Below are 13,441 nucleotides of genomic sequence, written 5' to 3'. Positions count from 1 at the left end.
GCGTCGGCGATGACGAACACCTGACGATCACCCGGAAGAGCATCACTGCTCTCGCCGGCCGTCTCCCGGCCCACGCCGCCTCGCCGTCTTCGACGAGGCCACCGCCCCCCTCCGGGCCCGTGATGTCCGCGAAGGCCTCGCCCACGAACTGCTGCCGAAGAACCTCGAAGGCACCAGCGCCAAGCTGAAACGCCTCGTCAAGCTCGACGTCCTCACCGAGGCCGACGCCGGCAACTTAACCAGGCAGCAGTAGCCGACCGAGCCCTCGCGACCAGCTGCCCTGCACCAACCTCACCGGGAAACGGACATCACTTTACGAACCGCCCTCTCACAAGTGGGTGCCGCAGGGCGCAGGGCGTCCAGGGCGCAGGGCGTCCAGGACGTCCAGGGCGCGGGGCGTCCAGGGCAAGGAGATCACCGACGGCCAGGCGAAGCCGACGCTGTATGAGCACGTCGAGGGCCTGCTCCTTCTCCAACCCTGGTACGGCACTCCGGGGTGATCTCGGAGTAGATCAGTGGCGCGCACCTCCACGTGCACTTCATTGATCATTTATCGGCGGTCATGTGGTCCGGAAGTCGTCCACCCGCTCGCCCTCCGCTTGGGACGGCTCGGTCCTGGGGACGTCCGGGTGCTGCTCCGCTGCCGCGCGCTCGGTCGGTTCATCGCGCTCGCCCTCGGCTTGGGAGGGCGTGTGCGAGTACAGCCAGCGGTCGTATTCCGAGGCTCCGGTCTTCATGGCGGGCCTCCCTTGGTCGCTCATCTCCCATGCTCCTCCCGGGCCCGCCGCAGGGCCAGAGCGGCCAGCACCGTTCGTACGGTTCACTTCCGCTCGCGCGGAGAGCAGTGCAGTCGTGCCGACGGCGGCGCCGGTCCGCCTGGCGCTGCGGCGGTTCACCTCCGCTCACTCGGAGAGCAGGGTGATAGCGGCCAGTTGCTCGTGAGTCAGCCAGCCGCGATCGTCACTGGTTGTAGTGGCGCAGTCCGCCCGCAGCGGGTGTCGGTGGCGGCCGATCGGCGCACGGCGTGGCGACTGCCATCCGGGCGGCAGAGCCGGTGAGCTATGGGTTGGCGATGATGTCGACGGGGGCTAGACGAGTGTGTCCGATGTGATCAGTGGTCCCTACCTTGTTGATCGGGATGAGCGAGCCATTCGTAGGGTTGGCTCACCCAGGGGTGTCGGGTGTGGCTTTCAGTGGTCTGCCGTCCGTGGCTTCTTACGATTCGCCGCCCGACGCCCCACGACGACTCGGCTGCTGATCAGGAATTGCGATCCGATCGCTGAGTAGGGACTCGCCAGCGAGGTCGTCTGTGGTGCAGGCAGGCAAGCGACCCGTGGAGAGCGCGTGACAGCGATCTGGGCCGGCATCGATGCCGGCAGGACCCATCACCACTGCGTGGTGATCGACGGCACCGGCAAGCGGCTGCTGTCGCGGCGAGTGGCCAACGACGAGTCGGAGTTGCTGAAGCTCCTGGCCGACGTGCTCGCCCTGGGCGACGAGGTCACCTGGGGCATCGACCTGGCCGACGGCGGCGCCGCTTTGCTGATCGATCTGCTGCTCAACCACGGACAGCACACGCTCTACATCCCCGGCCGAGCCGTCAGCCGCGCCTCCGAGGGCTACCGGGGCGAAGGCAAGACCGACGCCAAGGATGCCGCGATCATCGCCGACCAGGCCCGGATCCGCCGGGACCTGCAGCCCTTGCGGCCCGGTGACGAACTGGTCGCCGAGATCAAGGTCCACACTGGCCATCGCCGCGACCTCGCCGACGACCGCACCCGCGTGATCAACCGGCTCCACAATCACCTCACCAGCATCTTTCCCGCTCTGGACCGGGCTCTGGACCTCACGAATACCGGCCCGCTGATCCTGCTGACCGGCTACCAGACCCCAGCCTCCATCCGCAGAACCGGGGCTCGGAGGCTGGAGACCTGGCTGCGCAACCGCAAGGTCCGCGGTGCTGCCCAACTCGCCGAGAAGGCCCTGGCGGCCGCCGAGAGCCAGCACACCAGCGTGACCGGGGAGAAGCCGACGGCCCAGCTCGTGCACACGCTCGCCAAGGAGGTGATGCGCCTCAACGAGCAGATCGCCGAGACCGACAAGGTCATCGAGGCCCGGTTTCGCGAGCACAAACACGCCGAGGTGATCGCGAGCATGCCCGGCATCGGCCCCCTGCTCGGCGCCGAGTTCCTCGCCGCCACCGGCGGCGACATGACAGCCTTCGACAGCCCGGACCGCCTCGCCGGGTTCGCCGGCGTTGCCCCGGCTCCACGCGACTCGGGCAAGATCAGCGGCAATCTACACCGGCCCAGACGTTACAGTCGGCGGCTCCAGCGCGTCTTCTATACCTCCGCGCTGATCAGCATCCGCTGCTGTGACGAATCCCGCCGCTTCTACGACCGCAAACGCGCCGAAGGCAAGCGGCACACCCAGGCCGTCCTCGCCCTCGCCCGACGCCGGGTCAACGTCCTGTGGGCCCTGTTGCGCGACGGACGGTGCTACGAATCCATACCCCCCGTCACGAACGCCGCTTGACAAAGAGATTAGGAATCGTACGCAATCAGGGATCGGGTGATCGGGGCTCCGGTCTTGCGGTTGTGCCAGATCGCCGCGGCCATCGCAAGGATGCGCTGGGCGACTCGGATGGCGACGCCCTCGAAGGTGCGGCCGCCGTGCTGTTCCAGGTCGAGCTGACCCTTGAGGGTGTCGTTGACCGATTCGATGAGCTGGCGGACCTTCTTGAGCATTGGCTCGCCATAGCGGGCCTTCTCCCGCTTGCGGGACGGCCGCAGCAACTCGATGCCTTGCCCGGCGAGGTCCTTCTCGAACGCCTTGCCCGCGAAGCCCTCGTCCGAGATGAGCAGGATGCCCTCGCGTTCGGCGACCAGGTCGGCGTCGATTTCCAGCATCGAGGCCAGGACTTCGCGTTCGCCGATCTTCGGGTTGGCCAGCGCCCACAACATGGGCATGCCGGTCGGGGTGCAGACCAGATAGAGGCGCAGGCCCCAGAAGAACCGCGAGTGGGAGGCGCAGTAGCCGTACCCGGCCCACCCGGCGAGGTTCGAACGTTGGACCATCGGGCGGGACATCCCACACGGCACCGGCGTGGAGTCGACGATCCAGTGGTTGTCGAACCAGAGGTCGCTGTCCATGGCCAGCTCCCGGATCAGCCGCTTGACCAGGGGTAGCGCCGCTCGCAGTCGCTTGTTGTACCCCGACTGCTGGGGCAGGTAGGGGAACATGCCGGACAGCCGCTTGCGGGTGAAGCGCAGCCAGCGTGCCTCGGAGCGGTGGCCAAGGAGCGACTGGGCCACCGCCAGGCAGAGGAGCTCGGAGTCGCTGAGACGGGGCGGTCGCCCCATCCATCGAGTCCCTCCGATGTCGTCGTCGATCTTCACATACAGTGCGGTCAAGAGGGTCTCGAGGTCTGTCGTCACAAACAGATCATTGAGGTCCTCGCTTCTTCTGCGGTACGGGACTTCGGGTGAGCAAGCTCGAAGGGTCTCGCTGTGCGGTGACGACCTCGTGCGCGTTCAGCAGAAAGCGCTGGATTGTTGCCAGCTCCGTGTCGGAGAAGGTCCGCGTGGCAGCGACGACCTCCGTGATCAGCGGTCCGAAGAACGACTGTCCGAGGGTGACTGCCCGTTCATCAACCTCAAGCAGCACACGGCGTCGGTCACGGCTGTCGCGTGTGCGCTGCACGTGGCCGAGCCTCTCGAGCCGGTCGACAAGGGCTGTGGTGCCCGCAGAGTTCAAGCCGAGCTGCCGCCCGAGCCAGCCGGGCGTCGCGAGCGTGTGCGCCCGAGCGGCATCCAACAGGCAGATCAGGGCACGCAGGTCGGTCGGGTGCAGGCTGTTGCGTTGCGCGAACTCGGCTCCGAGCAGGTCGAGTTCGACAGTGATGGCACGTAGCTGACGCACAACCCGCAGTCCAGGCTCTCCTTCGTCCATGCCATTCCGCCCTTCCGTGATCGATCCAACATGCATAGTATCTCGCTCAACGAGATACTTGCTCAGCGGCTTATTTCTCTGAGGGCGTCCCATGGCAGAAGACCTGACTCGCTTTCTGGCGGCGTACGACGCCGTCCTGGACCACTGGCCCGTGCCCGTCGACCGGATAGACCTGACGTCGGTGTACGGCACAACCCGGGTCACCGCGTGCGGCCCCGTGGACGGGGAGCCGCTGGTGCTGCTGCACGGCGGCGGCGCCACCTCGGCAGTGTGGTTTGCCAACGTGGCCGACCTGAGCCGCACCCGGCGCCTCTACACCGTAGACCGGATCGGCGAGGCAGGCCGCAGCCTGCGCGGGGGCCGCCCCGTCCGGTCCGTCGACGACCTTCTCGACTGGCTGGACGGCGTACTCGACGGCCTGGGCCTGGGCCGCGCCGACCTGTGCGGGCACTCCTATGGCGGATGGATTGCCCTCACCTATGCGCTGCGCACGCCGCAGCGGGTCCGCAAGCTCGCTCTCCTCGATCCCACCCAGTGCTTCGCTGGGTTCAAGGCTGGGTACCTGCTACGCGCCCTTCCCATGCTCATCCGGCCCACCGCCCAACGGGCCCGCGCGTTCCTCGCCTGGGAAACCCGCGACGCGGAAGTCGACCCTGCATGGCTGGACCTATACGGGCTCGCCGCCGAATTCCCGCGCACGAAGGTCGTTGTGGGCAAACGCCCGCGGTCCCGGCAACTGCGGAGCTCGACGATCCCGACGCTGGTGCTGCTTGCCGGGGACAGCAGGGCGCACGACATTCGGCGCGTCGAGGCGGCGGCACGGCTGCACCTGCCACACGTCGAGACCGCGGCACTCCCCGGCCTGTCGCACCACAGCGTCCCATTCGCCCGGGCCGTCGCACTCAACAGCATGCTCCTGGACTTCCTCGGCAAGCCCTGAACCGGGGTGGGAGGTTCCACATCATTCCTGGACTCAGCACCACTGGAGGCTAGAAGAAGACATCGGACTCACTCGGCTAGGAACCGCCGGACGCATTCGGCAAAGGCGTCCGGCTGGTCATGGTGAACGACGTGTCCGGCAGGCAGTTCGATGAGAGGGATCGATCGCCTCGCTGCCATGTCACGGGCGTGGGGGGCCGACAGTTCGTCGCTGCGCGTGCCCCGGATCAGCAGGGTCGGGCATCGCACGCTCAACCAGTCGTGCCAATAAACACCGGACAGTGCTTGCTGGGACCGGACTGTGTCGGCCGTGGCGAAGGAGAAGCCCCAGCCCTCTGTTCGCTCTCTGAAGGTCCGCTCCAGGTACGGCGCGGCGGTGCCCAGGGCCTCGACGAGCCCGTCTCGGGTCGCGACGCGGTCGGGCAGGCTCTTTGCGAAGGTCAGGTCGATGTCGCAGACCGCTCCGATGTCCTCGACGACGAGCGCGGTGACGCGGTCGGGATGCCGCGCGGCGAACTGGTAGGCGTTCACACCCCCCAGGGAATGACCGAGCAGTGCCACCTCCGTCAGCCCGAGGTGGTCGAGGAACGCTGTGATGTCACCGACGTAGCTGCTGCGCTCGTAGTCGCTGGCCCGGTCGGACTCGCCATGCCCCCGCTGGTCGAGCGCGATCACACGCCATGGGGAGCCCAGCCGCTCGGCCAGTGGAGCAAAGTCCGCGCCCTCGCTGAAATGCCCGTGCAGAGTGATCAGAACCGGGCCCGACCCGCCGAAATCAAGATAGGAGAGCCTGCGCTCGTTCACCTCGAAGCTGCCCCGCACACGGTCGTCCATGGCCGGCGAGTCTACGTGAACGCTCACTTCCGGTAGCTCCGAGTCGACCTTTCCTCGTCACCCACAGTCACTGAGCCAAGCGGCCGCATACGGGCGCGCTGGCCGCTGTCACGCGGAAAGCAAAGGGAGAGCAGAGGCGGTGAGGTCAGCTGGAACGGGTTGGTCACGGTGCAACTCCGCTCGGGCGGAGAGCAGGGGTCCAGGCTCACGATCATGCTGCTGCTCCCGGTTCGCCTCCGCCACCACGCGGGCCAACCTCGGTGCCGGGCGCCCAGCAGTCCTGCGGGCGTCAGGTGGCGGTTGGCCAGGTCCGCAGCAGAGCGGCGATCTTCCCAGCTGTGCAGGCAGGGTCGAGGAGCAGGTCCTTGAGGGCGATGGCGTCCTCGCGGCCGGGCTTGACGCTGATTCCGGCGGCTTCGAGGTACATGACGCCCGAGGCCGCGGCGACAGCCATGTTGGAGCGCTCCAGCCAGCGGCACCGGCCCAGCGTGTGCACCAGGGCGGCGGCTTTGGCGTAGGGGCCGCCATAGACGGGCTGCTCGAACAGCTCGGCCCGGTGGCGGGCGACCGCCGAGATGGGAACGCCGTAGTCGTCGGGGGCCGGGTCGTCCGCTCCGGCGGCCTCGGCGACCTGCAGGATCCATGGAACGTCGATGTTCAGGTCCATCAGGCCGCGTGCGCTCCGCGGGGTGTCTGCTGGTCCTGTTCGGCCTCGTCGAAGACCGCCTGGTGTTCGGCCAGGAAGCGGGCGGCCGCGTCCACCGCTCGGGCGCGCAGGCCGCTGGTGTCGTCCTGCACCAGCCTGGCGAGGTAGTCGCCGATACTCAGTCCCAGGTCGGCGGCGCGCCTCTTCGCGAGTTCCGCGACGTCCTCGTCCACGCGGGCGCCCAGCTGTGTCTTCGCCATACGGGCATGGTAACAGCTGTTACCGCGAGTGGGGTGCCCGCGTGGGCGACCTCGGCCTACTGCGCAGTCCGATCGGAAGCGCGAGCTGTGCCGCGGCCCCGTACGGACTCGGGGCGCAAGAAAAGGAAAGTGACTCCCCCGGCTTGAGCCAGGGGCTTCTCGCTATGCCGGTGGTTGGGCTTCGCGATGGACCAGCCCGGCCCGGAGAACGTTGACTGTGCCCACCGTGTCCGCGTACGCGCTGTGGTCGCACGAAAGGCAGTGGAACTTCTCCCGGGTGGGCCGGTTCCCCACCGAGACATGCCCGCCCTGGGGGCAGGTGCGGGAGGTGTTGCCGGCGTCCACGGCGATCACTTCCTGTCCGGCGCTCTCGGCCTTGGCGGGCAGGACCGTCAGGAACACCCCCCAACCGGCATCATTGATCGAACGGTTGAGCCCGGCCTTCGCCGCTACCCCATGGTTGGCGGTGTGGTCCTCGGCCTTGCGGCGCGGGAACCGGGACAGCGCCTGCTGTGCGGCTTGCAGTTTCGCAGCGGCCTTGCCCCGTGGCCTGGCGGGGTCTGGGGACGAACCCACGGCCCGAGTCGGCGAGGAAGTGCGCGATGCCCAGGTCGATGCCGGCCACGCTGCCGGTCGCGGGCAGCGGCTCAGGCTGGTCCTGTTCGGCGGTCAGTACGACGAACCACCGACGGCCCTCACGCTTGACCGAGACAGTCAGTCTTGACCGGAGGGCGGCTGCGCTTCGGCCTGTCGGCCGAGAGGGAGCGGCAGGGGTCGGCCCGCAGGACGCCCAACAGATCAGGCGGGCGGTGACTGGCGGTCGCGTACGAGACCGGCGTCCCAGGCCCAGGCGGCGATCTCGACGCGGTTGCGCACGCCGAGCTTGTCCTTGATGTTGGCCAGGTGGGTCTTGACCGTGCCCAGGGACACGTACAGTTCGCCGCAGATTTCCTGGTTGGTGCGGCCCACCGCCACCAGGCGTACGACGTCGAGTTCCCGCTCGGAGAGCGGATGCGGGACCGCTGCCGGCGGCTGCTGTCCGGCGAGGTGCTTGAGGAGCCTGACGGTGACGGCCGGGGAGACCAGGGCGTCACCGCGGGCGGCGGCGCGCACGGCCTCGATCAGCAGGGTGGAGCCGGCGTCCTTGAGGAGGAAGCCGCAGGCGCCGTTGCGCAGGGCGGTGTAGGCGTAGTCGTCCTGGTCGAAGGTGGTCACCACGACCACGCGCATCGGGTCGGTGACGCCCGGCCCGGCCAGGGCCCGCGTGACCTCCAGCCCGTCCAGCTTGGGCATGCGGATGTCGACGAGACACACGTCGGGGCGCATCCTGCGGGCGAGTTCGACGCACTCGGCGCCATCGGCGGCCTCGCCAATCACTTCGAGGTCGGGCTGGCTGCCGAGGATCAGCCGGAAGCCGGTGCGGACCATCTCCTGGTCGTCGGCGATCAGTACCCGCGTCCGGGCCCCGTTCCCTCCACTGTCACCGCTCATGCCGGTGATCCTTCCACAGTCGCCAGGACGGGGAAGGCGGCACTCACGCACCAGCCGCCGTCCGCTGTCCGACCGCTGGTCAGCGACCCCTCCACGGCTTCGACGCGTTCCCGCAGGCCCACCAGGCCGAAGCCGCTCCGCCCGCCGATCGGCCCGGTGGCGCGCGTCTGCGGCGCCGTGTTGCGCGCCTCCACCCGGAGGTGATCTTGGGGGTCCAGTTCAAGGCGGACGACGACGTCCGCACCATGGGCGTGGCGGCGCACGTTCGTCAGCGCCTCCTGCACCACGCGGTGGACGGACGTCTCGACCTCGGGAGCCAGCCGGATCCCGCGCACCTCGGGCGCGACGTACAGCGTCGCGTCGGTTCCGTTTTCGGCGAACGCGGAGACCAAGCGCTTCAGCTCGGCCGGCAGCTCACCCGGGCGGGTGGCCTGGTGGTCGTCCTCGCGCAGCACCCGCACCAGACGGCGCATGGAGTCCAGGGTCTCCCCGCCGGCTCGGGAGATGCCCTCCAGCAGGGGCTTGATCTGCTCCGGCGAGGACTCCTGGATCACCAACGCGGCGTTGGCGTGCACGATGATGCCGGTGACGTGGTGGGCGACGAAGTCGTGCAGTTCCCGGGCGAGTTCCAGCCGCTCGTTGTGGCGTACGTAGGTCACGGCCCGGGCCCGGCGGGAGTCCAGGAGACGCAGATAGCAACCGAGGCCCACGACACCGCCGACGGCGAACGTCAGCACGAAGGAGTACTCGGAGATGTTGGGGCCCGTGCTCCAGCGCAGCGGCAAAGCGATCACCGCGGCGGCCAGCGCCACCGACAGCGTCATGGCGGTGGCAGGGCGTTCCACCCGCCGCGCGGTCCGGGAGAGCAGCACGAGCAGGGCGAATGTTTCCAGCAGGCCCCAGGTACCGCTGTTGAGACGGGCATATGCATGCAGGCCCACGGTCAGGGCCAGGGAGCCCAGCGCGGCGGCGCCGGCCCGCCATTCGGGGCCCGGCCGGCGGGCGGGACGGAGCAGCGCGGCGGCGGCGAGGGGGCCGGAGACCAGGGTCAGCCAGCTCGACCAGCGGTTCTGCGGGTCGTAGTGGGCCGCCAGGTCGAACAACCACACCAGGGCCAGGCCCACGCAGAGGGAGACCGTGATGGCGCGCCGGACGGCCGGGGAGAGCGGGGTATCGGGTTCCACGCCGCAAAGAGTACGGATGTACGGCCGAGCAACGGGTCGGCCCGCAGGCCGATGCCGGCCACCCCGGACCGGCCCGGCGGCCGAAGACACGGGCACGCGTCCGGCCGGATCGTCGACGGCATGCAGATTCTCACCGTTCTCCAAGGAATTCTGGCGGCGCTCGCCGGACTGTGCCTCGTCCTGTGCGCCCTCGTCACCGTCGAGGTCGCCCGATGAACTCGTACCGCACCAACCCCGCCTCCCCCGTCCTGGTGGGCGCCGGTCTGAGGAAGTCCTACGGCCTGACCCGCGCCCTGGCCGGTGTCGACGTGTCCGTCTCGGCGGGCGAGTCGCTGGCGATCATGGGCCCGTCCGGGTCGGGCAAGTCCACCCTGCTGCACTGCCTCGCCGGCATCGAGCGCCCCGACGAGGGTCAGGTGCTGCTCGCCGGGGAGCGTGTCGACCAGCTGGGCGAGCCGCACCGCAGCGAGCTGCGCCGGAGCCGCTTCGGCTTCGTCTTCCAGTCCGGCCAACTGCTGCCGGAGCTGCCCGCCGACGAGAACGTGGCCCTGCCGCTGATGCTCGGCGGCATGCCTCGCCGCCAGGCGGTCCAGAAGGCGCGGGAGTGGTTCCCGCCGCTGGGCCTGGCAGGCATGGAGGAGCGGCGGCCCGGACAGCTGTCCGGCGGGCAGGCGCAGCGTGTGGCCATCGCCCGCGCGCTGGTCGGCGGCCCACAGGTGATCTTCGCCGACGAGCCGACGGGCGCACTTGACCAGGTCACCGGCATGGAGGTCATCGGCATGCTGGTCGACATCACCCGCAGGCAGGGAGCCGCACTCGTCGTGGTCACCCACGACGAGCACGTGGCGCGCTGGTGCGACCGCACCGTCCGGGTCCGCGACGGCCGCCTCACCGAGCACCACCGGACGCCGGACGGGACCGCGGCCACGAACGCCGTCGCCCACACCGCCGAGGCGGCGGGCCTCGCCTGCTGGGGCACCGCCGGATACCCGGCCGGATTCGACGCGGACGCGAGGTACGACCGATGAGGGCACCGAACCCGAGGACGGCCCTGGACCGCACCACCTGGACCCTGACCTGGCGGCTGACCCGCGCCGGAGGCCGCACCGGGCTGCTGGCCACCTCCCTGTCCGTCGCCGCGGCCGCCATCAGCACCGCGCTCCTGCTGATCTGCGTGGCCGTCAACCTCGGTTTCCAGCAGCGAGCCGACCGTATCGACTGGCGCACCCCCGTCAAGTCCGCGGCTCCGGTCGCCGTCGAGGCGGTCGGCACCACCTTCAGCGGCGGTACCCCCGTCACGGTCGTCGACGTGGCACAGCTCCCGGGCAGGAAGGCGCCCGCCCCGCCCGGCATGCCCCGCTTCCCCGAGCCCGGCGAGGTGTGGATGTCCCCGGCCCTCGCCGACCTCCTCCACCGCCTTCCCGCCGACCGGCATCCCGTCCCCGGCACTCCGGCGGGAACCCTCGGCCGCGCGGCGCTGGCCCACCCCGGCGAACTGGTCGCGGTCGTCGGCCACAGGCCGACCGCCGTCGCCGTCACCACCCCGCGCGAAGACGATCCGCGCCGCCCCGGCGACACCGTCACCCCCACCAGGGTCGCCGACTTCACCGGACGGCGCTCGACCGACGGCATCGGCAGCGGGTACGTGGCTCTCGCGAAGATCGCCACCATCCTCGTCGTCGTCCCCCTGCTGGTCCTGGGCGCCTCCTCCGCCCGCCTGTCGGTCTCCCGCCGCGACCAGCGCCTCGCCGCACTGCGGCTCATCGGCGCCACCCCGGGCCGGATCGCCGGGATGACCGCCGCCGAGGCGGCCCTCACCGGTGCGGCGGGCGCGCTGCTGGGCACCATCGGATACGGACTGCTCCTGCCGGCCACCGCGCAGGTGTCCGTGGCGGGCGGCTCCTGGTACGCGGCAGACCTGTGGGTGGGGCTCCCGGTGCTGCTCGCCGTGCTCGCCGGTGTCGTCGCCATGGTGGTCGTCAGCGCGCTCGTCGGGCTGCGCCAGGTCGTCGTCGGCCCGCTGGGCGTGGCCCGCCGCTCCCAGCCACCCCGCATGAGCTTCCTGCGCGCCCTGGCCTTCGTCGCGGTGATCGTGGGCTACAGCTTGTTCACCCAGGAGCACAAGAGTGATGTCAACGGCCCTCTGGTGTTCTTCGCCCTGGTTTTCCTCGCCCTGTCCGTGATCGGCCCGTGGGTGGTCGGCGTCCTCGGGCGGATCATCTGCGCACTTGCCCGGAAGCCGGCGACCCTGCTGGCCGGCCGCCGCCTGCTGGACGATCCCAAGAGCGGCTGGCGTACGGTCTCCGGGCTCACCCTCGCCGGATTCGTGGCCGGGTTCTTCGCTCTCTTCGGGATCTCCGGCGCCTCGCCGTGGGGACATCCGGACACCCTCGCCGTGTCCGTTCCCAAGAGCCGGGTGGCCGTGGTCCAACAGGATGCGCGGCACCGCCTGGAACACGCGGGGATCACCGCCACCATCGGCACGGACACCGACTGGGTCGCCCCGGGGGGCGAGAACACCGTGCAGGTCGTAGCCCACGTGCCCGGCGGCACCGAGAAGCTGGACCGCGCCCGCACCGCGCTGACGTCCCTCGTACCCGGCCAGTACCCCGTCACCGGAACCGACATCAACTGGTCGACCAGGTTGTTCTCAGACGACTTCTCCAACGCCACCCGGCTCGTCCTCGGCGTCACCTTCATCACCGCGATCGCCTCCGCGGGCATCACCGCGGCCGCCTCCGTCCTGGACCGCCGCCGCACCTACGGCCTGCTCCGCCTCGCGGGCACACCGCTGCGGACCCTGGACGCGGCCCGCCGCAAGGAGACCCTCCTCCCCGTGGCCGTCCTCGCCGGCGGAGCCGCCCTGACCGGCATCTTCACCGCCGCCCCGCTCACCCTCGGCAGCGGCTCAAGCGTCGACACCGGCGGCCTGGCCCTGCTCGCCCTGTGCTTCGGCGTCGGCGTCGCGGGACTGCTAGCGGCCGGCGCGCTCAGCCGCCCGCTGCTGAGGTCGGTCACGGAGCAGGCAGACCCACGCCCCGAGTAACAGGCCACCGCCATACCCGCATCCCGGGCCAGGGCACGCCCCGCCGATCAGCAAAGGCGACAACAACCCATGGAGACCGTCATTCTCACGATCCTCGCCGGGCTGGCCTTCCTGCTCTTCCTGGCCCGGACGCGGCAAGACCCCCGCCGCTTCAGCAACGCCGTCCTCCTCGGAGTGTCCCTCGTCCTGCTGACCCTGGCGCTACTCGCCCAAGTGGCAGTCGGCAGCGTGCCCGCACCACTGATCGCAGCGGTGATCCTCGCTGTCATGCTGCTGGCTCTGGGGGTGCTGGCCCTCGCGTTCTTCCTGATCGCGAACGGAGTGACGATGGTCCGCAAGGAGGGCCGACGCCCCGCCAACCTGCTCTCCGGGCTGGCGGGGCTGGCCGTCCTCGGCTGCGTCACGCTCACCGTGACGGCCGCCGACCTCGACTCGGCGCCGTTGCGGCGCGTCGCCGGAGCGGTCCTCCCCGTGGTCGGCTACGTCTCGTACGTCTTCCTGTCGTTCCTCGCCTACGCCTTCCTCTACGCATGGCTGAAGGTCCGTCACGACGTGGACTTCGTCGTCGTCCTCGGCTCCGGTCTGGTCGGCGGCTCCCGGGTGCCGCCCCTGCTGGCGAGCAGACTGGACCGGGCGCGCGCGGTGTACGAGGCGCAGGCGGCGCGGGGTACGCCGCCCGTGCTGGTCACCTCCGGCGGCCAGGGCCCCGACGAGGATTTGCCCGAGGCCGAGGCGATGGCCGACTACCTCATCGCCCGGGGCGTCCCGGAGCGGCATGTCGTACGGGAGAACCGCTCGCGTACCACGGAGGAGAATCTGCGCTTCAGCAGGGCGCTCATGCGGGAACGCGAGCCGGACCACCGGTGTGTGGTCGTCACCAACAACTTCCACGTCTTCCGCGCCGCCCTGACGGCCCGGCGCACCGGCATGAACGGCCAGGTCATCGGCTCGCCCACCGCCGCCTACTTCTGGCCCAGCGCGACCATTCGCGAGTTCGCCGCGATCTTCCTCCACTACCGGGCGGTCAACCTCGGCTCGTGCGCGCTGCTCGCCCTGATGGGACTCCTTCTCTTCTCCTGAGGTCCCGTCC

Annotated in this window: 13 protein-coding genes and 1 pseudogene; 5 read left to right on the top strand and 9 right to left on the bottom strand. The window is 70.0% G+C overall.

Features of this window, described 5'->3' with window-relative positions:
* Positions 1 to 560 precede the first annotated feature (560 nt).
* On the bottom strand, positions 561 to 761 hold the full coding sequence (locus OG622_RS49530) for a hypothetical protein (protein WP_371584484.1): 201 nt from the start codon (positions 759 to 761) through the stop codon (positions 561 to 563).
* 583 nt (positions 762 to 1,344) lie between these two features.
* Between OG622_RS49530 and OG622_RS49525 the strand changes: the two genes are divergently transcribed.
* A complete protein-coding gene (locus OG622_RS49525) occupies positions 1,345 to 2,535 on the top strand; it encodes an IS110 family transposase (protein WP_371583953.1) in 1,191 nt (396 codons plus the stop codon).
* 8 nt (positions 2,536 to 2,543) lie between these two features.
* Here OG622_RS49525 and OG622_RS49520 read toward each other — a convergent pair whose 3' ends face one another.
* Positions 2,544 to 3,437: an IS982 family transposase gene (locus OG622_RS49520; protein ID WP_371583952.1), complete on the bottom strand. Its 894-nt coding sequence runs from the start codon at positions 3,435 to 3,437 to the stop codon at positions 2,544 to 2,546.
* Between the two features lie 7 nt (positions 3,438 to 3,444).
* Positions 3,445 to 3,951: a MarR family transcriptional regulator gene (locus OG622_RS49515; protein ID WP_371583951.1), complete on the bottom strand. Its 507-nt coding sequence runs from the start codon at positions 3,949 to 3,951 to the stop codon at positions 3,445 to 3,447.
* 91 nt (positions 3,952 to 4,042) lie between these two features.
* Here OG622_RS49515 and OG622_RS49510 point away from each other — a divergent pair, with 91 nt between their 5' ends.
* Positions 4,043 to 4,891 carry an alpha/beta fold hydrolase gene (locus OG622_RS49510; RefSeq protein ID WP_371583950.1) on the top strand — a complete coding sequence of 283 codons (849 nt, stop codon included), beginning with the start codon at positions 4,043 to 4,045 and terminating at the stop codon, positions 4,889 to 4,891.
* A gap of 68 nt (positions 4,892 to 4,959) precedes the next feature.
* On the opposite strand, the gene OG622_RS49505 is transcribed toward OG622_RS49510, so the two are convergent.
* The 6 genes from OG622_RS49505 to OG622_RS49480 all read right to left on the bottom strand — a co-directional run bounded on the left by OG622_RS49505 (position 4,960) and on the right by OG622_RS49480 (position 9,305).
* Positions 4,960 to 5,724, bottom strand: a complete 765-nt coding sequence (locus OG622_RS49505; protein WP_371583949.1) for an alpha/beta fold hydrolase — start codon at positions 5,722 to 5,724, stop codon at positions 4,960 to 4,962.
* 289 nt (positions 5,725 to 6,013) lie between these two features.
* On the bottom strand, positions 6,014 to 6,391 hold the full coding sequence (locus OG622_RS49500) for a fic family toxin-antitoxin system, toxin component (protein ID WP_371583948.1): 378 nt from the start codon (positions 6,389 to 6,391) through the stop codon (positions 6,014 to 6,016).
* A complete protein-coding gene (locus OG622_RS49495; protein WP_371583947.1) occupies positions 6,391 to 6,630 on the bottom strand; it encodes a hypothetical protein in 240 nt (79 codons plus the stop codon). The genes OG622_RS49500 and OG622_RS49495 overlap by 1 nt, the downstream gene beginning before the upstream one ends.
* 162 nt (positions 6,631 to 6,792) lie before the next feature.
* Entirely contained in the window at positions 6,793 to 7,206 is a 414-nt protein-coding gene (locus tag OG622_RS49490) for a zinc ribbon domain-containing protein (RefSeq protein WP_371583946.1), read from the bottom strand.
* Between the two features lie 222 nt (positions 7,207 to 7,428).
* Positions 7,429 to 8,121, bottom strand: a complete 693-nt coding sequence (locus OG622_RS49485; protein WP_371583945.1) for a response regulator — start codon at positions 8,119 to 8,121, stop codon at positions 7,429 to 7,431.
* Complete coding sequence (locus OG622_RS49480) at positions 8,118 to 9,305, bottom strand: sensor histidine kinase (protein WP_371583944.1); 1,188 nt, start codon at positions 9,303 to 9,305, stop codon at positions 8,118 to 8,120. Before OG622_RS49480 ends, OG622_RS49485 begins: the two co-directional genes overlap by 4 nt.
* Positions 9,306 to 9,517: 212 nt before the next feature.
* Here OG622_RS49480 and OG622_RS49475 point away from each other — a divergent pair.
* The 3 genes and pseudogenes from OG622_RS49475 to OG622_RS49465 all read left to right on the top strand — a co-directional run.
* Positions 9,518 to 10,204 (top strand): annotated as a pseudogene (locus tag OG622_RS49475) (ABC transporter ATP-binding protein); the annotation flags it as partial.
* 125 nt (positions 10,205 to 10,329) lie between these two features.
* Positions 10,330 to 12,351: an FtsX-like permease family protein gene (locus tag OG622_RS49470; protein WP_371583943.1), complete on the top strand. Its 2,022-nt coding sequence runs from the start codon at positions 10,330 to 10,332 to the stop codon at positions 12,349 to 12,351.
* Between the two features lie 69 nt (positions 12,352 to 12,420).
* Complete coding sequence (locus OG622_RS49465) at positions 12,421 to 13,431, top strand: YdcF family protein (protein WP_371583942.1); 1,011 nt, start codon at positions 12,421 to 12,423, stop codon at positions 13,429 to 13,431.
* The last annotated feature ends 10 nt before the right edge of the window (positions 13,432 to 13,441 follow it).

The organism is Streptomyces sp. NBC_01314 (genome assembly GCF_041435215.1).
In the GTDB taxonomy this organism is placed as follows: Bacteria; Actinomycetota; Actinomycetes; order Streptomycetales; family Streptomycetaceae; genus Streptomyces.
This window is presented reverse-complemented; position numbering and strand designations above follow the sequence as displayed.